This is a genomic window from Psychrobacter sp. AH5 (assembly GCF_040371085.1).
Classification (GTDB): domain Bacteria; phylum Pseudomonadota; class Gammaproteobacteria; order Pseudomonadales; family Moraxellaceae; genus Psychrobacter.
The window spans coordinates 73,298-97,400 of the sequence record NZ_JAMBMT010000006.1; positions in this window are offsets into that span (position 1 = coordinate 73,298).

Sequence of the window (24,103 nt, forward strand, 5' to 3'; positions counted from 1 at the left end):
TTGTTTGGTTGTGGGGTTGTGGGGTGGGTTGGTGGGTGTTTGTGGGGTGTTTGTGGGTGGTTGGGGGGGTGGTTGTTGGTTGTTTGGTGGTGTTGTGGTGTGGGGGGGTGTTGGGGGTGGTGGTGTGTGTGGGGGGTTTGTGGGTGTGGTTGGTGTTGGTGTGTTGGGTGTGAGGGTTTTTGGTTGTGGTGTATTGGGTGGGTGGGTGGTTTTTTTGTTGGTTTGGTGTGTGGTTTGAGGGGGTTGTTGGGGGTGGGTTGTGTGGGGGGGGGTGTTGTGTTGTGTTGTTTGGTTGGGTGTGTTGGTGTGTGGTGGTTGTGTGTGTGGGTGTTGTGTGGGGTTGTTGGTGTGTGGGGTGTTTGTGTTGTTGGGGTGGTGGGTGTGGTGGTGTTTGGTTTTTGGGTTGGGTGTTTTGTTGGGTGGGGTTGTTGTGTGGTTGTGGTGGGTTGTGTGGGGGGTTGTGGTGTTGTGTGGGTTTGGTGTTGGGTGGGTTGTGGTGTTGTGGTGGTGTTGGTGGTGGGGGGTGTTGGGTTGTTGGGGTTGGGTGGTTGGGTTGGTGGTGGGTTTGTGGGGTGGTGGTGGTGTTTGGTTTGGGTTGGTGGTGGGGGGTTTTGGTGGTGTTGTGGTTGTGTTGTGTTGTGGTGGTTTGGGTTTTGTTGTGGTGGTGGTGGGGTTGTTGTTTGGTGGTTGTGGGTTTGGGGGTGTTTGTGTGTTGGGTGTGGGGTGGGTGGTGGGTTTTGGGGTGGTGTTGTGTTGTTTTTGTTTGGTTTTGGGTTTTTGTGGTGGTTTGGGTGTTTTGTGTTGTGTTGGGGGTGTTGTTGTGGTGGGTGTGTGGTGGTGGTTGTGTTGGGTGGTTTGGGTTGGTTTGTTGTATGTGGGTTGGGGTTTGTGTTGTGTTGTTTTGTTGTGGTGTGGGTGTGTGGTTTGGGGGGGTGTTGTTTGGTGTGGGGTTTGTGGGTTTGGTGTTTTTGTTTTGGGGGGTTGTTGTTGGTGTTGTAGGGTGTTGGGGGTTAGTGTTGGGTGTGGTGGAATGTAGTGTGGGTTTGGGTGTTGATGTTGTGTGTTTATAAAGGTTTGTTGGGGTGTTTGGAAGGGGTGGTTGTGGGTTGGTTGTGGTGGTTGTTGGTTGTGTTTGGGGTGTGGTTGGTGGTGGGTTTTGTGTTGTGGGTTTGTGGTGTGTGTTAGATGGGGGGGGATTTTGGGGTGAATTGGGGATTATAATTAAGTGTATTGTGTGGGTGGGGGGGATGATTAATGTGTAGGGGTTAGAGTTGATTTGAAAAATGGTGTGTTGAGGGGTTAGGTGAGGGGATGTGAGGTTGGAGTATAGGGGTGTGAGTGGGTTAAAGATGTAGTATGTGGGGATGTGTTTAGTGGTGTTATTGTAGTAGTAGTGTTTGGGGAGGTGTGGTGTGGGTTAGGGGATAGTGGTGGGGGGGGGTTTGTGGTGGGTTGTAGGGATGATGGTAGGAGTTGTATGGGGAGTGATTAGAGGTTGTTTAGGAGAGGGGTGGTATGTTGATTTAGTGTATTTAGTTAGTATTGGGAGTTTTAAGGGGGTGGGTAGGGATTGAAGATGTATGTAGTAATTTGGGTGAATGAGTTGTAATTTTAAGGTAGGTTGTGTTTGAGGATGATAGAATAGATATAGAATTGAGTGTTTAATGTATGAGGTTATGGGAGTGTGAGAATGATTGTGTTGTTGGAGAGGTTGGTGTTGTGGGGGTGGGTTGGTGTGGTGTGTGAATGTGGGTGTAAATGTTGTGGAGGTTTGTGTGTGGTGGGGTAGTTTGTAGGTGGTAGGTGGGTAGTTTGATGGTGTTTTTATTTAGGAGGTTTTTTGGGGGGATTATTGGGGTGTGATAGGTTATTAGTTTGGGTGGTTGATGAATGTGGATTAGTTGAATTTTTGGTGTTTAAGTAGATGGAGGATGCAATGGTGATTGTGGAAGTAAGGGTTAGTGGGTAGATATTTGTAGGGGTTAGGGTGTGTAAGATGAGTAGGAGTTTGGAGTGGTATTTTTTATGAAGGGTGAATAATAAATGGATTGTGTTGGTGTATGGAGGTGATAGACTTGTAATTTGTAAAGTTTTATATTTAAATTTAGAGAAGTGGTGGGAGAGGGGGGTGGTGTATAGGTGTAAAGTAAGGGATTGGGAGTGTTGTATATAGGGATAGGATTTGTTAGAAGTAATAATGATTATAAATTAGTATAAGGTTGTTTTGGAGAATTTGGGAGATGTGGGTAAATTAATAGGGTGAGAATTGGGTTATAGGGAGGTGAGAGTTTTGATGATAATGTTTTTTGAGTAGAAGTTTTGAAGAATTTGGTAGGTTGTAGGGGGGGGGATTAGGTGTGTTGAGGATTGGTGTTTCTTAAGTTTGAGTTGTATAAGTTGGATGATATGGATTGGTGGAGTTGAATTTGTGTAGGTGTGTATAGGGGTATAGTGGAGGATTGAGTTGGTGTGGGTGAATTGTGTTGTATGGGTATTTGTGAATTTGGAGGGGGAGTGGGTGGGTGTAGGGGGGGGTGGTGTGTATTATTTATTGAAGTGTTATTAGAGTGTAGTAGTAAAGTTTGAAGGTTGTGTGAGGTATGAATGGGATTGATTTGGGAAGGAGGTGGGATATGTGGATGGATAATGGTTATTAGGTGGGGGTGTGTGTTGTGGGTGGGTTTGATAATGTGGGGGTTAGTGTTACGGTGTTGATGGTTTGTTGTGAGAAGAGTTAAATATTTGATGGTGTGTGAGGGTAGTTGAATTGGGGGGTTTGTGGGTGTGTTGTATGAGGGTGATGGAAATTAGGGGGGGTTTTTGTTTTGTGTGGTATATATGGGTATGGTGGTGGGTGTTGGGTTTTTTGGAGAAATTGAGGTAGGTGAAAAGTTGGTGGGTTTAGAAAATGTGGGGTGGTTGGGTAAATTGGTAGGGGTGGAGGGATATGATAAATAGATAAGTATAATTGATTGTATAAGGTGGTGTTGTGTTTGTTAGGGGGTGATATATGTTTTGTTTAGATGGGTATAGTAGGTGTTTTGTTGGGGATGGTAAGAGTGGTGGATGTTGAAAGTGGAATGTGGGGGGGGGGGGGTTGGTGATGGGTATGTAGTGTGGGTGTGTAGGTTGTTTTTTATAAGGTGAGGAATGGGGTGTAGGAGGATAATGGATGTTGTATTGGTGTATAAGATGTGGGGGAGGGTGTGTGGAAATGTTGGGTATTGGTATGTGGGGGGGGGTGGTGGTGGTGTGGTGGGTTGGAGTGTGGGTGGGTGTGGTTGTGTTGGTGTGTTGGTGGGTTGGTTGGTGGGTGGTGGGTTGGGGGTGGGGGTTGGGGGGGTTGTGGTGGGGGGTGGTGGGGGGGTGTGGTTTGTTTGGTGGTTGGGGGTGTTGTGGTTGGGGTTGGTGGGGTGTGGGTGGTGGTGGTTGGTGGGGGTGTGGGGTTGGGGGTGGGTGGGTTTGTTGTGGTGGGGTGGGGGTGGGTTGTGGTTGGGGTGGGTGTGGTTGGTGGGGTGTTTGGGGGTGGGGGGTGGGGGTGGGGGTTGTGGGGTGTGGTGGTGTGTGTTGTTTGGGTGTGGTTGTGGTGGGTGGTTGGGTGGTGGTGTTTGTGGGTTTTGTGTTGTTGTTGTTGTGGGGGTGGGTGTTTTGGTGGTTGTTTGTGGGTGGTGGTTGGTGGGTTGGGGTGGTTGGTTTTGGGTGTGTGGGTGTTTGTGTGGTGGGTTTTGGGTGGGTTGGTTTGTGGGGGGTTGTGTGTGGTGGTGTGGTGGGGGTTGTGGTTTTGTGTTGGTTGTGGTGGGTGTGGTGGGTTGGTGGGGTGTGTGGTGGTTTGGTGGTGGGTGGGTTGGGGGTGGGGTTGGTGTGGGGTTGTTGTGGTTGTGGTTGGGTGGGGTGGTGGGGGTGTTGTGGGTTGGTGGGTGGGGTTGTTGTGTTGGTGGGTTGGGGTGGTGTTGTGGTTTGGGGTTTGTTGTGGTTGGTGTTGGGTTGGGTGTTTGGGGTGGTGGTGGTGTGGTGGTTGTTGGTGGGTGGGTGTTGGGTGTGGGTGGTGGTTGTGGGGTTGTGGGTTGGGTGGTGTTGGTGGGGGTTGGTGTGTGGTTTGGTTGTGGTGGGGTGGTGGTTGGGGGTGGGGGTGGGGTGGGTGTGTGGTGGTTTGTGGGGGTGTGTGGGGGGGTTGTGGGTGGGTTTGTTTGGGGTGTGTGGTGGTGTGGTTGTGGTAGGTGTGTTGTGTTGTTGAGTTGTGTGTAGGTTTTGGTTGGGTGTGTTGGTGGAGTTGTAGTTTAGGTGATGTTGTTGGTGGTGGTGTGTGTTTGTGGGTTGAGTTTGGTTAGGTGGTTTTGTGTTTATTGGGTTGAGTTGGGAGGGGTTTTTGTGTGTTTTTTTGATGGTGGGTTGGGGTTTTTTTGTTGTTTTGTGTTGTTGTTGGGGTTAGTGGGTGTGTGTTGGTGGGTGGTGATGTTTGTGTGGTTTGTGGTGGTGTTGGTTGTTAGTTGGTTTTTATTTTTTGGGTTTTGTTGGGGTTGGGTGGTGTGGGGGTGGTGTGGGGTGGTGTGGTGGTGTTGTTTTGGGTGGGGTTGTTGGTGAGTGTTGGGTGTTGTTGTGGTTTTGGGGGGGTTTGTGGGTGGGGGTTGGTGGGGGTTTGTTGGGGGGTGGGGTTGGTGTGGGAGTGGTGGTTTTTGTTGTGTGGTGTGGTTGTGGGGGGTGTTGGTTGGTTGTGGTGGTTGGGTGGTGTGGGGTGGTGGTGTTGGGTGGGGTTTGGGTTGGTGTTTTGGTGGGTGTTTGGTGTTTTGGTGTGTGGTGTGGTTGTTTGTTTTGGTGTTTGGTTTTGGTTTGGGTTGTGTGGTGGTTGGTGGGTGATGGTGTGTTTGGGGGTGGAATGTGGTGGATGTAGGGGTGTTGTGGTTGGTGGTGGTTGGTGTGTTGGTTGGGTGGTTGTGGGGGTGGTTGGTGTTGTGGTTTGATTGGGTTGTGTGTTGTTTGGTGTTGGGGTTTTTGTTTTTTGTGTTGGTGGGTTGTGGTTTGTTTTTTGTTTAGTTGGATGGTGTGTTGTGGTGGGTGTTTGGTAGTTTGGGGTGGTGGGGGTGGGTGGGTGTTAGGTTGGGGTGGTGGGTAGTTTGGTTGTGTGTTTTGTTGGTGTGGTGGTGGTGTGTGTGAGGGGGTTGTTAGGTTTTAGTGGGGGTGTTGGTTTGGTGTTGTTGGGGTTGTGTGGTGGGTGTTGGGTGTGTTGTTGGTGTGTGGGGGGGTTGGGGGGGTGGTGTGGTGGGGTGGTTGGGGGGGGGGTGGTGGGTGTTGGGTGTGGGTGGGTTGTGGTGGGTTGTGGTGGGGGTTGTGGGGTTGTGGGTTGTGGGGGGGTGGTGTGGGGGGTGGGGGTGTGGGGGTGGTGGGGTGGGGTGGTGGGTGGGGGGGGGGGGTTGTGGTGGGGTGGTGTGGGGGGGTGGGGGTGGGTGGGGTGTGGGGGTGGTGGGGGTTGGGTGTGTGGGTGGGGGGTGGGTGTGGGGTGTGGTGGGTTGTGTGGTTGTGGTGGTGGGGTTGGTGGGGGGGTGGGGGGTTGTGGGGGGGTGGGTGTGGGTGGTGTTGGTGTGGGGTGGGGTTGTGGTGGGGGGTGGGTGTGTGGGGGGTTGTGGGTGGGGTTGGTGGGTGGGGGGGGGTGTGGTGTGTGGGTGGGTGTGGGTGTGGTTTGTTTTAGTGGTGGTGTGTGTGGGTGTGTTGGGGGGTTGTTTTGGTGTGGTTTGGTTTGGTGTGTGTTGGTTGGGTGGGGGTGGGTGTGTGGGGTGTGGGGGGTGGGTTGTTGTGTGTGGGGGTTTTGTTGGGGTTGGTGGTGTTGGGTTGTGGTGGGGTGGTTGTGGGGTTGTGGGTGGTGTTGGTGGGTTGGGTGTTTGGGTGGGGTTTGTTTTGGGTGGTGTTTGGTGTGTGTGGTGGTGTGGTTTTGGTGGGTGTGGTTGGGGTGGGTTTTGTGTGTGGTTGGTGGTTGGTGGGGTGTGGTGGTTTGTGTGGTGGGGGTTGGTGGTGGTTTGGTGGTGGTATTGTTGGTGGTGTTGTTTTGGTTTGGGGTTTGGGTTGGGTGTTGGTTGGTTGTGTGTGTGGTTTGTGGGTTGTGGTGGTGTTGGTTTGTGGTGTGTTGGTGGGTGGTGGTTGTTGTGGGTGTGTTGGTTGGTTGTGTGGTTGGTGTTGTGGTTTTGTGGGGTGGTTTGTTGTTGGTGGGTGTGTGTGTTGTTTGTGTTGTGGTGGGTGGTTGGGGGGTTGGGTGTTGGTGTGTTGTTGTGGTGGTGTGTGGTTTTTGGTGTGGTGTTTGGTGTTTTGGTGTGGTTGGTGGGGGGGTGTGGTTGGGGGTTGTGGGTTTTGTGTGGGTGTGTGTTGGGGGGTTTGTGTGGTGGTTGTGGTTGGGGGTTTGTGTTGGTGGTGGTGGTGTGGTTTGTTGTTTGGGGGGTTTGTTGTTGGTTGTTGTGTGTTGTGGGGGTGGTTGTTGTGGGGGTGATTTGGTAGGTGTGTTTGGTAGGGGTTTTTGTTTGGTGTTTTGGGTGTGTTGTTGTGTGGTTATTTGGGGTTGTGGGTGTTTTTATTGGGTGTGTGGGTGTATTTTTGTGTTTTTGTTTTGTTGTTGTGTGGTGTGGTTGTTGGTGTGTGGTTGTTTGTGGTGTGTGTTATGTGGGGTTAGGGTTGTTGGTTGTGGTATTTGTTTGTTGTGGGTGTGGTGGTTGGGTGTTTGGGGGAGTGGATTTTGTTTGGGTTATGGTTATGTTGGGTTTTGGTTTTGGTGATAGGTGATGTGTGTTGTTTGGGTATGGTGGTGTGTGTGTGTGTTGGTGGGGTGTGTTGGTAGATGGTGTGGGTTTGTGTGTTGTTGTTGGGTTGTTGGTTTTAATGGTGGGAGTGGTTTTTGTGTTGGGTGTGGGGTGGGTGTTAGTAAGGGAGTGGTGGTGTTAGGTGGGTAGGTTTTGAATTGGGGTTTGTGGTGATGGGTTGGTGTTGTTGTGAATAGGGGTGATGGGGGGGTGTGGTGTGGGGTTGGGATTATTGGTTGGGTGTGGGGTTGGGGTGGTGTTGGGTGTGTGTTGTGTTTGTGGGTGGTTTGTTGATTTGGGGTTTTGGGTTTTTGGTTTTGTGTGGTGGGTGGATGTGGTTGTGGGATGTATTTGGTTGTGTTGGTTTGGGTGTTGTTTGTTAGGGTTATTTATTGTAGGTTAGTGTTGGTGTTTGTTTGAAGGTTTTGTGGTTGGTTGGTGAGTGTAGGTTTGGTTAATTTAAGGGTGTGGTTGGTTTTATTGTGGGGTTTTTTTGATTGGGTTGTGGAATGGGTTAATGGTGGTGTTGGGAGAAGGTTGGTGGTGGTTTTGTGTGTGTATGTGGTAATGGGGGTTTTGGTTTGTGTGTGGTGGTTGGGGGTATATGGGGTTGGGGTGGTTGGGTGTGTTGGGGTAGGTGGGTGGGGGGTGGTGGGTTGTGTTGGGTGTGTTTTTGTGGTGTTGGTTTTGATGTGTGGTTTTGTTGGTTTTTGTGTTGGGGGGGGTGTTTGGGGTTGTGTGGTGTTGGGGTTGTGGGTGTTTGTTGGTGGTGTGGTGTGTGTGGTGGGTGTTTTTGTTTGGGGGTGGGGTGGGTTTGGGTTGTTGGTTTGTTGGGTGGTGTTGTTTTTGGTTGGGGGGGTGGTGGGGGTGGGTTGATTGGGGAGGGTTGTGTTTGGGTGGTGTTAGGTGTAGGGGGTTGTGGTTTTGTGTGGTGGGGTGGTTTGTGTGGTAGAGGTTTGGGGGTATATTGGGTAAGTGATGTTTGTGAGTTGGAGGGGGTAATAGGTGTGGTATTAAGTATTGGTTTGGTAATTGTTAATTATAAGTTTTGTGTGTTTGGGTGGGGTGGATGATGTTTGGGGTTTTGTTTGATGTGTGGTTGTGTGGTTTTGTTGTTGATTGGGTGGTGGGTAGAAGTTTGTTAGAAAGTGGATAGGATGGGTGGTGGTTGTATGGGTGTTGAGTGGGGGTTAGGTGGTTTTATGGTTTGAATTTTGTTTGTTGTGAGGTTGAGGGGTGTGGGTTGATGGGGTTTTGGTTGGTGGGTGGGGTTTGTGTGTTTTTTTTAGTTAGGGGTTGGGGATTGTATATGTTGGTGTGTTTATGGAGTGTTTGGGTGGTTGGGGTTGTGTGGGGTGGGTGGGTGAGTGTTGGGGGGGGGGGTGTGGGTGGTGTTTGTGTGTTGGAGTGTTGTTGGGTGTGGGGTTAGGGGTTGTTATGTTTGTTTGTGTTAGGGGGGTGAGGATGGGTGGGTGTGGATGAAAATGGGAGTTTGTATAGTGTTTTTTGTTGGTGGGTGGTTGTGTGTTTGGTATGGTAGTAGGTGGTGGGTGTGGAATTGGGTGTAATTTTGGTGGTGTGGGGTTTGGTGTTGAATATTGGAGGGGTTTTTGTGGGGTTGTTGTGGTGGTGGGTTGAATTGGGTTGGTTGTGTAGGTTTGGTTGAGTTTGGGTGAGGGTTTTTTATTGAGTAAGGGGTTAAAGGTTGTGTGGGATTGTTGGGGTGTATAGTTTGTGGTAGTTTGTTTTTTTTAGAAGTGGGTATTTGTAGGGGTAGGTGAATTATTGTAATTTGATTGTAGTGGTTGTTGTTGGTAGTGTGGTTAGGGTTGTTTTTTTTAAGGATTTTTTTGGGTGTTATGGATTTGGGGTGATTATTTTTTTGTTGGGGTGGGTTATGAAGGGTTAATATTTTGGTATGTGAGTTGAATGAATGATTAGTGTGTTTTTTTTGTAAGAAATTATTTGTAATTAGTATATTTAATGTATGTAAAGTGTTTATTTTTTTTTTTATGTGAGGTAAGTATATGTTTAGTTTGTTTTGAGTGGTAAGGTGTATGAAGGTTGTGTGTGGTGTATGGATTTTGTTGATAGGTGATGGGGATAAGTAAGTTTTGATAGTGTTGAATGTTGGTGTGTTAGAGTGATTGATGTTTAGAGTGTGTGTGTGTAGGATTTGATTGTGTAATAGGGGAGAGTGTGGTGTGAGTGTGGTATTGTTATTGTGTAGTAGTGGAAAGATAATGATGGGAATTGGGTTGAGTTAGGGTGGGAGTAATGGTATATGTTGTGGGGAGGGAGTGGGATGAATATAGGTGTATGTTGGGTTTTGATGTGAGTGATTTGATGTGTTGGTGATGAGATGGGTGGGGATTGTGTTTTGGGGTGTATTATGTGGTTTATAATTTTGTGAATGTAAGTGATGGAGGGTTTTGGTTTTGGGAGGATATGGTATGTTTTAGATTGTTAATGATGTTATTTTGAGAGGTGAAGGTAAGTGGGGGTTTTGTGGAGTTTGGGTTTTAAGTGAGGGGATGTGTTGTTGTTTTTTTATAGGTTTGTTGGGGGTGGGTGTTGTGGGTGTGTGTGGATATGGGGGGGGAGTGTATGGTTGAGTTTGTGTTTGGAGATTGTGGGGATTGGGTTGGTTAAGTATTTGTGTTAGTGATTGGGTGGAGTGTGTAAGAGTGAGGGGGATGTGAGTAGGTTTATTGGTGATGGGGTGTAATTGATAAGGAATGAGGGAGGAGTTAGGGTTTTTATGGGTTAAGAAGGGGGGGGGTTGATGTGTGATAGAAAATGTGGATAAGGTATTGGGAGTGGGGGGTAGATAGGTTGTGAATTTTGGATAGGAGGAGGTGTGGTGATATTGTTGTTTGAGTTGTGAAGGTGAAGATTAGAGTGTTGGGTAGGGTGTGGGTAGGTTTTTGTTGAAGTGGAGGTAGGAGGTTTGAAGGGTGTTAGGTGATAGGGGAGTGATTGGGTGGTAGGTTGTTGTTATGGTGATGTGGGTATGATGGGGGGTTGGGGTTGGATGGTGGAGTAGATATGTGGTTTGGTAATGAGTGTGTGATAGTGAGAGGATGGGGGATAAGTAGGTTGTTGGTGTGGATGTTGATGGGGGAGTGGTTGTAATGGTTAGTTTTTGTTGGTGGTTTGATGTAGTAAGGGGATGAGTGAGTTGAGATTTAGGTGTTGTAGTAGTGGGGTATTTTAGTTTTATGGGGGAGTTAGAGTATTGTTATGTATTTTTGTATGAAAGGGTAGTTGTTGATAGAGGATGGTATTTTTGGTTAAGGGGTTGTGGGGGAGGTGTTTAGTGGTTTGTGTATTTGGTGTATTTTTGTTAGTTGGGGTTGAGTGGTTTGGTAGTGATTATTTAGGTTGAGTTTGTGGGAGTAGGGTGTGGTATAGGGTTGAGGGATGTGAGAATATGGGGTTGGTTTTGATATGAAATATGAGGTGGGATTGTGGAGGGGTGGAGTTTTGGGTTTGTTTGGATTGGAGTAGTGGTTTTTATTGGGGTTGGAGGGGTGGTGTTGAGTTTTGGAATTGTTTATTTGGATTTTTATTTGTAGGTAGGGTGTGGTGGGTTATAGTGGAAGGAGTTTTTTTAGGTTGGTGGGGGGTTTGTGTTAGTTGGGTTGGGGGTGTGGTGTTTGAGGGGTTAGGGGTAGATGTTTGAGGTGTGTGTGTTTGATGTGTGGTTTGGGTAGGTGTGGGGTTTTGTGTGGGTGGGTGTAGTTAGTGTGTTTTGTGATTTGTGGTTGTGTTGTGAGTTGTGTTTTGTTGGTGGTGTTTGGTGATTTTGGGGTTGGGGGAGGGTAAGTATGAGTTGTGGGTATTAAAGTTTTATGGGTTGTGGGTGTTTGGTGGGGGGGTAGAATTTGGGGGAGTTTGATTAGTTTGTTAGTGGGTGGGGTTGGTTGGTGGGATGTTGGAAGTATGGGGGGTTGGGGTGTATGTAGGTAGTATGGTTTAGAGGGTTAGTGTTTGAGTGTTGGAGGTTTGTGTGTGGTGTGGATGGTGGATTAGATGGTTTTTTTTTGAGTTGTGTGGTATGGATGTGTTGTATTTTTAGGGGAAAGGTAGAGGAAAGGTAGGGATATAGATTTGTGGTTTATGTGGTTTTGTGTGGGATTGTAGAAGTTGGGGTAGTGGGTGGATTGGATGAGTAGGTAAGTTTGGGTGTTTGTGGTATTGTGGTTGGTGTAGGGTAGTGGAGTAGGTATTGTGTTTTTGTTGTGTTATGTGATAGTTTGTGTGTAGGTAGTTAATAAGGTAAGTGATTTGGGTAGTGTAGTGATTAAGGTATTGTAGATGTTTGTATAGATGAAGAGGTTTGAGAGTGGTGATATAAGTTTGTAGAAGAATATGTTTGGGGAGGGTTTGAGATGTTTTTGATGTGGAGTTGAGATTTGGAGTTTAATGTAATATTTTTGTGAATAATAGAGTGTTGATAGTATGTTGAGGAATTGTGAAGGGGGTTTGTTAGGAGGAGGTAGGAGTGGTTGTTGAGTGTTGATGATGTTGTGAGGTGTGGGGATTGAGGAGTAATGGGAAAATTGAAGATGATTGTTAGGGAGTTGGATAGTAGATGGATGAATTAAGATGATAAAATAATTTGTGGTGGTAAGAGTATAGGGAAAGAGTTATAGAGGTGGTTAGTATTTGAGTGGTGTGATTGGGATTGAAGTTTGTTGTGGTTTGAGTATGAAGTGGTATGTTTAGGTGAGATGTGAGTTAAGTGTTATAAGGTAGATTGTGGATTGTGAGGGTGTTTGTATGTTGAGATTTATAGTAGGGGGTTGGTTGGGGTGTTTGTTGGTGGTTTTGTGGTGTTTTGGTTGTTTGTGTGGGTGTGTTTGGTGGTTGGGTTGGGGGTTGGTGTGTTTGTTGTGGTGGGTGTGGTTGTTGTTGGGGGTGGGGTGGGTTGTGTTTGGGGTGTTGTTGGTTTTGTTGGGGGTGGGGTGTGGTTTGGTGTGGGGGTTTGTGGTGGTTGTGGTGTTTGTGTGGTGGGTTGTGGGGTTGTGGTGGGTGTTTGGTTGGGGGGGTGTTGGTTTTGGGTTGGGTGTTGGTTTGGGGTTGGTGTTTGTGGTGGTGTTGTTGGTGGGGGGTTTGTTTGGGGTGGTGTTGGGTGGGGTGGTGTTGTGGTGGTTTGTGTGGGTGTTGGTGGTGGTGTTGGGTGTGGGGGGTTGTTGTGTTGGGGGGGGTTGTGGGGTTGTGGTGGTTTGGTGGTTTGTGTGGGTTGGTGGTGGGGTGGGGTGGGTTTTGGTGTGGGTGTGGGTTGTGTGGTTGTGGTTGTGTGGGTTGTTGGTGGTTGGTGTGTTGGTGGTGGGGTTTGGGGGGTTGTGTTGTTTGGGTGTGTGGTTGTGGGGTGGGTTGTGTGGTGGTTGTTGTGGGGGGTGGGTTGGGGTGTGTTTGGGTGGTGTTGTGGGTGGTTGTGGGTGTTTGGTGGTTGTGGTGTTTGTTTGGTGGTTGGGGTGGTGGTTGTGGGTTTGTTGTGTTGGTTGTGGGTGTGTTGTGTTTGGTGTTGTGGTGTTTGGTGGGGTGTTTGGTGGTGGTGGTTTTGGTGGGTGGTGTGGGGTTGTGTGTGTGGTTGGTGTTGTTTGTTGTTGGTGGTGTGGGTTTTGTTGTGTTGGTGTGTGGGGTTGGTGGGGTGTTGTGTGTGTTGTGTGGGTGGTGGTGGGTTGTGGGTTTGGTGTGGTTGTTGTGGTGGGTTTTTTGGTTGTGTTGTTGGTTGGTGGTTGTTTTGTGTTGGTGGTGTTGTGTGTGGTGGGGTTGGGTTGTGGTTGTGTTGTGTGTGTGGTGTTGGTGGGGGTGTGGGTTGGGTTGTTGGGTTTGGGGTTTGTTGTGTTGGGGTTGGTGGGGTGGGTGTGTTGTGTGGGGGTGGTGGGTTGGGTGGTTTGTGGGTGTGGTGGTGTGTGGTGGTGGGTGTTTGTTTTGTGTTGGTTGTGTGTGTTTGTGGGTGGGTTGGGGTGGTGGTGTGGTGTGGGTGTGTGGTGTGGTTGTGTGGGTGGTTTGGTGGTTTTGTTGGGGTTTGTGTGGGGTGGTGTTGTGGGTGTGGTGTGGTGGGGTGGTTGTGGGGTTGTTTGGGTTGGGTGTGGGTTGTGGGTTTGAGGAGTTTGTGGTGTTTGGTGTAGATGATTTGTGTGATAAAGATATTTGGATAGATGGTGTTTTGGTGTTTGGGTGTAGGGGAGGAGTATTTAATTTTGGATTTGATTAGTGGTGTTATTGTGGTGTATTTTGGGGGGTTTGTGGGTGTTAGTATAATAGGGAATGTTTGTTTGTATTATTTGGTTTTTTTGTTGATATTTTTATAATGAGGAGATTGTTGTAAGGTATTATTTTTTTTAGGGTGGTTGATTGTTTAGGGTATAGTGGTTTTGTGAGTAGAGGGGGGAAGGAGATTGGGTTTGGGTGATAGAATGATTAGAAATTGTTGAGGAATATATTATAGGGTAGTTGTGGTTGAGATTTAGTAGAGAGTATGGGTTTGGAATAGGTTTTAAATAGATGAGAGGAGGTAATGTTTGGTTGGTAATGATAGTGGTAGAGTTTAAGTGTAGGTTTAGGTGTTGTGTTGGTTTTTTTTGAGGTGGAAAATTTGTGGAATTTGATTATGTTGTTTTTGTAGTGAGGGGAATGTTGGGAAGGGTATGTGTGTGGTGTGGTGTTTGGTTGAGGTATATATGTGGGGATTGGATGAGGGTGGGTGGGTGGGGGGTGTGGTGGGGGGGTGTAGTTGGGGGGGGATGGTGGGATTGTGGGGAGTTGTTAATGGGTTGTGGGGTGTGGGTTATGTTATTTGTGAGGTTTAGATGATTTGATTAGGTTTTGGTGTGGTGAGGTGGAGGTGATGGGTTTGGGGTGTGAGGTGGGTTTAATATGGTATAGTTGGTTAGTGGTTATTGTGGGTTATTTATATAGTTTGTGGGGTTGGTGGGGTATGTGATGTGGGTGGGGGGGTTTGTGGGTTGGTTGTATATAGGGAGGAGTGATTGGATGAGAGGTTTTGTAGGATAGGTTTTTTATGTATGATTTATTAGTTAGTTTGAGTTTAATGTATTGAGGATTATGTTTTTTAAGGGTAAGTTGTTAAATTTAGGTAGGTTTGAGATGATAGATAGGATATAGAAAATATGTTTAATATTGTATGGGAGGTGATATTATAGGGCGGTGTGGAGAGGGAGGGTGTGGGGGTGTTGTGTGTGTTTGTGTTAAAGGGTATGGTTTTTGTGTGGGGGGTAGTTAGATGTTAGGGGTATTTGTTGGGTTTTATGTAAGGTTTTTTTTTGGGGGGATTATTGTGGTGTATAGGTTTAGTTGTTTTGGGTGGTATATGTGGATTAGGTTGAAGTTTTGGGTAGTTATGTGGAATTTGAAAAGGTATGGTAATGGGTTTCGGGGTAAGAGTAAGTGTGATTATGTGTTAATGAAGATAGGAGTTGTGAGGGGGTGTTATTTATAGGTGAGATGTGGATAAAAATGGAGGTGTGTTGTATGATTTGATAGAATTTAATTTGTAAAGTTGAGATTTAAATTTAAGAGAGTTGGAAGGGGGGTGGAGAGGTGTTAAAGTAAGATGGTGTGTTGTAGAATAGGATTAGATTTTTAGAAAGGAATAGAGTATAAATGATAAAGGTTTGAATTTGGGAGTTTTTTGGGTAAATGAAATAGTGTATAAATATTTAGGGGGTATAGGATTAAGTTTTTGATGTATAATGTATTATGAGTAGAGTGATGATTTGGTATTGTAGGGGGGTGGAGGATGGGAGTTTGTGTTGTGTAGAGTTATTGTATTTGTGAGTGTGGTGGGGTGTGGTTGTGGGGTATTGGGATGGAGGGATAGGAGATGTGTTGGGGTGGTGGGTGGTTGGTTGGTTGGGTTGTGTTGGGTGGATGGGTTAGGGGGGGGTGGGATATTTGATGTTGTGTGGGTGGTTGGTTGTGATTTAGTGTTTTGGTGTTTTGGGTAGGATGGATTGGGATATGGGGAAAGGTGAAATATTGATGTATAAGGGTTTTAGGGGTTTGGGTGGGTGGTAGGTTTGTGGAAGGTAGTTTTTTTGTTTGGGTGGTAAGTTGAATGTTGGTTTGTTGGGTTGGGGTTTTAGTTATGTTGGATTTTTGTTTGTTGTGTGTTGGGGGGGGTTGTGGTTTGTTTTTGGTGGTGGATTAATATGTTTAGGATTTTGTTATTGAGGGGAGGTTGAGGTGTTTGGTTTATTTGTGTGGGTGTTTGGTGGGGGTATTGTGGTGGGTGTGTGGTTGGGTGTAGTTTGGGTGTGTGGTTGTTGGTTGTGTGGGTTGGTTGTGTTGTTGTGTGTGGGGTGGGGTGTGGTGGTGGGGTTGTGGTGGGGTTTTGTTGGGTGGTGTAGGGTGTTTGGTTTGTTGGTGGGGTGTGGGGGTGGGGTGTTGTGGGGGTTGGTGTGTGGGGGTTGGGGTGTGGTGGGTGGTGTTTGGGTGTGTGGTGGGGGGGTGTTGTTGGTGGGGTTTTTTGTGGGTTGTGGGTTGGGGTGGGTTGGGGTTTGGGGGTTTGGTTGTTGGGTGTTGGGTGTTTGTTGGGGGGGTGGTTGTTTGGTGGGTTTGGTTTGGGGGGTGGGTTTGGGTTGTTGGTGTGGGTGTGTTGGGTGGTTGTGGTTTGTGGTTAGTGTGGTTTGTGGGTGTGGTGGGGGTGGGGGTGTTTGGTGTTGTGGGGGGTGGGGTTGGGTTTGGGTGGTGGTGTGGTGGTGGGGGTGGGTGGTTGTGTGGTGTTGGTGGGTTGGGTGTTGGTTTTGTGTTGGGTGTGTGGGGTGGGTTTGTTGGGTGGGGTTGGGTGGGGTTTGGTGGTGGTGTGGTGTGGTTTGTGGGTTGTGGGGTGTTGTGTTTGGTGGGTGGTGGGTGTTGGGTTGGGGTGTGTGGTTGGGTTGTGTGGTGTTGTGGGTTGGTGTGTGTGTGTGTGGGTTTTTAGTTGTATAGGGTTGTTTTTGGTGTGGGTGTTGGTTTTGTTGTTTTGTTGGTGTGTTTTTGTTGTGGGGTGTTTGTTTGATTGTTTTAGTGGGGGTTGGTTGTTTTGTTGTTTGGTTGTGGATTTTGTTTAGAGGTGAGAGGGATATGTTGTTGAGGTTTGTTTGGTTTGATTGAAGTGGGGGGGGTTGAGTAGGTGGTTTGGTTATGGTGTGATGTTTATTTTGTTTTGTGTTGGGTGTTGGTGGTTGGTTATTTAGTAAAGGGGAGGGTTGTGTTAGAGATTGTTTTTAAGTGGAGTTAGTGGTGTTTATATGTTGGGTTAGTTAGGAATTTTTGATTGGGATTGTGGGTTATGTTGTGTTGGTAGGTGTGGTTTATTTTTGATTTAAGTTGGGGATGGGGTTAATTGAGGGTGGGGGATTGATGAGTTATTTTTGAGTGTTGTTTAATGGGGGTGGTATGATTTTTGTGTTGGTAGAATGTTTGAGGGTTTTGGGTGTGGGTTTGAATTGTTTTAGGGTGTATGGATATTATTATGTAGTGGTTTGTTTGTGGTGATAATTTTTTTGTTGTGTAGTGGTTTGGTGGTGGAGTAATGGGATGGTGTGTGGTGTTTGTGTGTTTGGGTATGTGATTTTTGGTGTAGTGTGGTAGGGGGATTTATGTGGGTTGGTGGTTGTTATTGTTTGTTTATGTGTTTGTGTGATTTTGGTGGGTGGGGTGTGTTTGTGGGTTGTGGGTTGGGTGAGGGTGTGTTGATTGTATTGTGGTAGGGGTGGGTTTGGTTATTTGTTTGTATTTGTGGGGTTGGGGTTGATGTTGGGGTTTGGTGGAGTTGGGTATGATTGGATAGTGGGTTATTGTGTTGGATTGTTTGTTTTTTAAGATTGGTGTGGTTGTGGGATTTGGAGTTGGGTTTTTTTTGTGGTGTAAGTGGGGTTTGAGTAGTAGTTTTGGTATTATAGGTGGGTATGATTTGGTGGGGTTGTATTAGTAAATTTTTGTGTTGGGTTGGTTTTTGTTTGGTGTGGTGTGGGGGGGAAGGGGGTTAAGGTATTGGGTTAAAGGTAGGGATTGTGTAGGTGTTTTATTTTTTTGGTTTAGTGTGATAGATGGTGTTTTGTGATTTTTTATAGTGGTTGTGGAAGGGGGGTGAGTGTAAGGTGTTTTATTGAGTAAATAGAGGGATAGTGATGTATAATGGGTGTAATTGATGGTAAGAGTTGAAATGATAATTGTGATAGGGAGGAGGGGTGAGGAGTAAGTGAGTGGTAGGTGGGGGTGTTGAGGGATAATATTGAGGGTTGGGGGAGATTTGTTAATGATTGATGATTTGTTAATTGGGGGGGATGGGAGGTGGTATGTAGGGTTAGTTAATGGGGTGTAAAGGGTTTTTTTGGAGAGAGGTGGGGGTGAGAGGATGGGTAGTGATTAGGGAGTTTGTAGAGTTGTTTGAGAGGGAAATGGTATTTGAGAGTTGTATTTTTTGAGGGGAGGTAAAATAGGTATATGAAAGTGGGGGTGAGGATATTTAAATATGAGTAAGTAATAATTGTTTGTGTAGATTGTGGAGGTGGGGAATAGTGATAATTATGGTGAGTATTTAAGATGTAGGGGGGGGTAGGTGTAGAGTAGATATGTTGAAGGGTAGAGGGTGATAAAGGATGAGGGGAAATGGGAGAGTAAGGGTAAGAGATAAGGAAGGGGTGTAGATAGATTAAGAGGGGGTTTGTTGTGTATAATGATGAGAGTAAGTGTGGTAAGGTGATTGGTTGTTAATGGAGAATGTGATGGAGTAGAGTTTGGTAATGATGTGGGGGGTGGTAGGGTGTTGAGTGAGGTAGAGTGGTAGGGGGGGAGAAAGTGGGGGGTGGGTGGTGTGTGTTAAAGATGAATGGAGTGGAGAGTTGAATTGGGAGGTTAGTGAGTTGTGTGGGGAGGGGGGAGTTTTTGAGGGATGGGATGTTAGAGAAGGGGGTGTGTGGGGGTGGTGGGGTGTGGGTTTGTGTGATTGATGGTGGAGTTGTAGGTGATGGTGAGTGGGGAAGGTTTGTTTGTTATTTTATGTAGGGTTTGTTTTGGGGGTTGTGGGATTGAGGGGTTGATTTGTTTGTGAGGTTTTGTGGGTGTTAGGTTTTGAGTTGAGGGGGGTTATAGGTGGTTGTGGGGTTTTTGGAGGAATATGTGATGTTTAGTGTATATGTTGTGGATGATGGTTGTTTGATGGTGTGAGGTGGGGTGTGTTTAAAGATTTAATGTTGGGGTTAGTTGTGGGTGGTTGTTGTTGTAGTGTGTGTTAGATTGGTTTGTGTGTGGGTATTGTTTGGTATGATTGGGGGGTGTGGTGTGTTTGTTATTTGGGGTTATGTTATTTAGTGTGTGATTTTGTGGTTTAAGGGAGTTGGTGGGTGGGGGTTGGTTTGATTATGGGGAAGTTGTAGTTTTTGTAGATGTTATTTGGGTTTTTGTTTTTTTGAATTTGGTAAAGTAGATTGTGGTGTATTTGAGGTTGTATTGTAGGAGGATGGTTGGTGAGGAGTGATATTTGTGGGATGGGAGTGAGGATAAATAGGATGGTATTTTGGTGAAATGGTAAGGTAGTGTATAGGAATGGTATTGGTGGGTATAGATTGAATATGTTGTGGAGGGAGTGGGTTAGGGTATTTGTTGGTGAGGGTTGGTGAGGAGATTTGTATGGTAATGTTGATATTTGTTTAGTAGGGGTTGTGAAGGTAATTGTTGTGAGTTGATGTTTTGTTTTGAAATAGTAGGTTGTAAGGATGTGTAGGGTAGTTTGAATTGTGAGGTTGTGTGAATAAATGGAGTAGGGTTGGGTGGGAGGAGTAGTGAATAGGAGGTTGTTATAGTAGGGAAGAGTTTTAGATTAGTGTAATGATGGAGATAGTAGTAGATTGTATAGTGTTAGTATATTTGGAATGTTAGGGTGGTTTGTATAATATATAGATATGGAGATGATGATGTAAATGATGTTTGAAATTATAATTAGATGTTTGGTGGGTGAAGATTATTAGGTGAGTGGTTGAGTAATAGGGAGTAAGATTAGGTGTTTTGGAGTATGTTGATTGGATGATAATTTATTGTTTTGGTGTGGATGTGGTTTGTTGTAGAGTGGTATTGGGAGTTGTGTAGGGATGAAGGGTGATTGAGGTGGTTGTTATGGGGGTGGGTGGTGGATGGGGTGGGTTGGGTGTGGGTTGGTTTATTTGTGTGTGGTGGGGTTTTGAAGTTTGGTGAGTGTGTGTTGTGTGTGTGGTGGGTGTTGGTAGAGTGTGGGTTGGTTGGTGGTTTTTTGTATTTTTGTTGTTTGTGGGTTTGTGTGTGTTTTGTGTGTGTGGATGGTTTTTTATTGGGGGTGTTGTGGGTGTTGTTTTGAGTGTGGTTGGATTTGGTGTGGTGTTGGTGTGTGGTGGTTGGTGTTGGGTGTTGGGTTGGTGGTGGGGTGTTGTTTTGGGTTTGGTGTGGGTGGTTGGGGGTGTTTGGTGTTGTTGTGGGTGTGGGGTGTTTGTGGTTGTGGTGGTTTGGGTGTGGTGGGGGGGTGGTTGTGGTGTGTTGGTGTGGGGTGGGTGGGGGTGGGGTTGGTGGTGGGGTGGTGGTGTTTGGTGTGTGGGTGGGTTGGTGGGGTTTGGTGTGTTGTTGGGTTGTGGTTGTGGTGTTGGTGGTTTGGGGGTGGGTGGTTGGGGTGGGGGGTTGTTGTTGGGGTTGTTTGGTGGGGGTGTTGGTGTGGTTGGGTGGTTTTGGTGTGTTGTTGGTGGTGTTGTTGTGGTGTTGGTGTTGGTGGGTGTGGTGGGTGGTGGTTGTGGTTGTGGGTTGGTGTGGGGTTTTGTGGGTGTGGGTTTGGTGGTGGGTGTGTTGGTGTTTGTGGTGGGGTGTGTTGGGGTGGGGTTGTGGGGTGGTTGGTTGGTGTTTGGGTGGGGGGTGGGTGGTTGTGGGTTGTGTGGGTTGTTGTTTGGTTTGGGTGTGTGGGTGTGTGTGGTTTGTGGGTGGTTGGTGGGGTTGGTGTGGTGTGGGTTGAGTTGGGGGGGTGGGGGTTGTGTGGGGTTTGGAGTTTTAAGGTGGGTGTGGATATGTTGGTGGGTGTGAGGGGTTTGGGGGGTGTGGATTGTTTAAAGATGGTTTGTTTGAGGGAGAGGTATATGGGGTGGATTAGTGTGGGAGATGAGTTGGGGGGTAGGTGATATTATGGATGTGGGGATGGAGGTAGAAGAGATGGGGGTAGGATGGGTGGGTGGGGTATGTGGTTGGGGATTGATAGAGGTGGGGTTGTGGGTGTGGTTTGATTTTTAGTATGTATGTGATTTGATTAAGGATTTAAGGGGATAAAAATGTGGGGTGTGTTAGGGTGGTTTTAAGAAGGAGGTTTTGGGGGTTGTGGTAGTAATTTTGAGAGTGGTTGGTGGTGATGGATGGTTGGAGATTGGGGTGTGGAGGTGGTGGTAAGGTATAGTAATTTGGGGAGTGAGGGTAGTGTTTTGAGAGGAAAAGGGTGGATGATGGGTGGTGATGTGATTGGGGGGTTGAGTAGAGAGTGGGGTGGTTTAGGGTGAGGGGTGGGAGTGTATGAAGTGAGAGTTTTTGGGGGTAATTGGGGTAGTGAGTTATAGATTGGGGGTGGAGTAGTGTGGTGTTAGGTTATTGGTTTGAAAGATGGGGTGTATGGTGTGTGTGGGGGTGGTTATGGTGGGTATGGTTGGGTTATTGGGGTGGGGAGGTGGGGATGGTGGTGGGATTAGTAGGTTTAGATATTGGTAGAGGGGGGGTGTGGATAAGGGAAGTATGATGGTTTGGGAGGGGGGAGTAGAATGGAATGATTTTTGGTAAGGTAGATGAGGATAAGGGGTGTTAGGTGGTTTGTTTGGTGGTTTGAGTTGAGTAGTTTTGGGGGTATGAGAGTGGGAGTGAATATGGATGGATTGTTTGGGGGAAGGTGGTATTTAGTGTTTAGTGGGGTTTCGTGAGGTGAGGGTGGGAGGTGGAGTATGTTTGGGTTGAGTTTTGGTTAGGGGGAGATTGTGGGGAGGAAAGGGTGGTGGGGGGTTGAGTGGTGGTAGAGAAGTGAGGTTTTTAATGGGGTTGGAGATTTAGGATTTTGGTTATGATGGGTGATTAAGGAGGGAATTTAATGGGATGGAGTAGGGGGGTGGGGGGTTATGGAGGGGGGTGGTTGAAGTAGAAAATGGGAGTTTTGGGATTGTGTAGAGATAGTAAATGGGAGGGGAGTTTGAGGGATTAGATGAGTGGTTAGGAGTGTGGGGGTGGTAGAAATGTGGGAGTGGAATGAAGGGAGTTGTGGGTGTAGAGTGGGGTGTTTTAATGATGGATGGTGAGGTGGTTGTAAAGGAATGATTAAGGGGGTGAGTATGGGTAGGGGGGGGTATGATTGTGGGATTAATTTAAGGATGAAGAGTTGTTGAGGGTTTTTTTAGTTGAGTGGAGGAGGTGTAAAGGTTGGTGGGGGATGGTTGTGGTGGGAGATAGGATTTAGGTAGTTTGTGTTTTTAGAGAGAGTTGGGTTAGAAGAGAGGGGGGTAGGGTTGGGAGATTATTGTAATTTGATGGTGGAGTGGTTGGTTTAGGTGGTGAGTGGGTGTTAGTGTTTGTTGTGATTTAAGTGATTTTTGTAGGGTGTTGAGGGTTATTAGTTGAGGGTGTATTTAATTTTTGTAGGGGTTGATGAGTTTGATAAGGGAGTGAATATTGTTGGGGTGATGTGAGTGTGGAAAATTGAAGATAGTTTTTGTAAAGATTGAGTTTAATTAAGTATATTGTAAGTGTTAGTGTAGAAGGTGATTTGGATGTTTGTTTGATGTGGGGAGGTAAGGTAATGATTGTATGTAGTGTGTGGGGGTTGGAGTGTGAGGGTTGTTAAGGTGAGTGGTGTGGATGGTGTATGGGATTTTTTGGATGGGTAGGGGTGAGTGGTTGATAGAGTAGGTAAGTTTGAGTGATTGGAGGAATTGGTGTGTTTAGATTATTGAGGGTGGTGTAGGTGAGTTGAGTTTGTTAAGTGTTGGTTGGGATAGGGGGAGAGTGTGTGTGGAGTGTGGGTATTGGATTATTGATGTGAGGGTGAAAGGGTGGATAGGTTATTGATGGTGGGGGTAAGTTGTGGTATTAAGGATGGGAGGTTAGGGATAGTATTTGTGGTGGGGGAGTGGTAGTGGGGATGAATTTGAGGGTGGGTAAAGTTGGGTTTTGAATGTGGAATTGTGATTAGTTTGATTGTTAAGTAGGGTGGGGATTGGGGGGGTGTTGGGGGGAGAATGGAATTAATGGGGTGTTTTTTGAATTTTTGGGGGTGGGAATTATGTGAATGGTAGGGGGGGGGGATGTTTCGGTTTTGGGGGGAGATATGGTATTGTTGAGGGAGAGATGATTAATGGATTGTATTTTTAGTGATATGGTGAATGGGTAAGTGTAGGGGGTTTGTGGTGGATTGAGGGGGTTTTGGGAGAGTTGAGGGGGATGTTGGTTGTATGTTTTTTAGGGAGTGGTTTGTGAAAGGGGGGGGGGGGTGTTGTTGGGTGTGTGGGATAGGGGGGGGGGGGAGTGTAGGTGTTGTGGTTTTGTGTTAGGGGGAGATTGTGGGGATAGGGGTATTTATGATAGAGTGGAATTGTTGTTAGGGATTGGTGGGAGGTTGTTATGAGTGTGAGGGGGGGATGTGGATAGGGTTGTATGGTTATGGGTGTGAATTGATAAGGGTAGTATGAGGGTAATTTTGAGTTTTGGTAGTGTGTTAAATGTTGGTTTTAGGGGGGGGGTTGGAGATTGATAAGATAGTTTTGTGAGTAAGGTAGTTGGAGAGGGTGTGGGGGAGGATTAGGTTGTGAGGTGATTGTAGGATAGGGGAGAGGTGTGGTGGTGGATGATGGTGTATGAGAGTTGATGAAGTTGGTTTGATGATTTGAGTGTTGGGGGTTGGGGTGATGGGGTTGTGGTGGTTTGTGGTGGGTGTTGTAGTATGGAGGGGTGTATGGGGTGGTTGGGTTTGAATGAAGATGAGTTGGGTGTAGTTTGGGGTAGGTTGTAGTTGGTGGTGGGTGGGGTGGGGGTTTGATGTGGTTGGTGTTGATTGGTTGGTGGTGGTTGGTGTTGTGGGGGGTATTGGAGGATGTGGGGTTGGTATGTTTGGGGGGTTGTGGTGTGTGGTGATTTTATGGGTGTTGGGTTTGGGGGGGTGTGTTGTGGATGGTTAGGGGGTGGGTTTGATTGGGGAGTGGGTGGGGGTGTGTTGGGTGGTATGGGGGGATTGTGAGTTTTTGGTTGGTTTTAGATGGTGGGTGGTTGAGTAGGGATGTGGTTTGTTGGGTTGTTGTGGGGGGGGAGTGTTGTGTGGGTTTGGGTTAGTTGGTGTTTTTGGGTGTTGGTGGGGGGAGGTGGGTTGGGTGTTGGTGGTGTTTGGGGGTTGGTTTGGGGTGGGTGAGGGAGTTGGTTGGTGGGGTGTGGGGTGTTGGTTTGGGGGTGTGGGTTGGGTGTGGGGTGGTGGTGTGTTGGTGTGGGTGGGGTGGGGGGTTGGGTGGGTTGGTGGTGGGGGTTGTGTGGGGTTGTTGTTGGGGGGTGTGGTGGGGTGGGGGTGTTGTTTGGGTGGTTGGGGGGGTTGTTGTTGGGTGGTTGGGGGGTGTGGGGTGTGTTGTGGGGTGGTTGGGGTTGGTGTGTTGGGTTGTTTGGGGGGGTGGGTGGGTGTGTGTTGGTGGTGGTTGGGGGTTTTGTGGGGTGTGGTGTGTTTGTGTTAGTGGTTTGGTGGTTGGTTTATGTGGGTGGGATGTGTTTGGGTGGTTGTGGGGGTGGTGGGGGGTGTATGTTGGGGTGTGTGGGGTTGTGGGTTTTTGTGAGGGTTTGTGGGGTGTTGGGTTGGTTGGGGGTGGTGTGGTGATTTGTGTGGTGGGGTGGGTGTTGGTGTTGGTTGGTGGTGTTGGGGGTGTGTGGGTATGTATTTGTTTGGGGTTGGGTTGTTGTTAGTGTTGGATGTTGTGGTGGTGTGGTTGATTGGGGTGTTGGGGGATTAGATGGTTTTTTTTATGAGTTTGTGGGGTTTGGATGTGTTGTAGTTTTAGGTGGATATTAGAGGAATGGGTAATGGAGATAAGGATTTGTGGGGGTTTGAGGGTGTGTTTTTGATAAGGGGATTGTGAGAAGTTGGGGATTGGGGGTGGATTGTTGGATGAGGGTGAGGGAAGGTTGGGGGGTTTGGGGTGGTGGGTGATTGGGGTTTGGGTGGTGAGGGGAAGGTTGAGTAAGGTAGTTGGTGGTTTTGATGTTTTAGTTGATAATGTTTGTTAGATATTAATAAGATAATTGATAAGGATTGTTAGTATGGTGGATTAGGGAGGAGGAAGGGGATGTGTAGA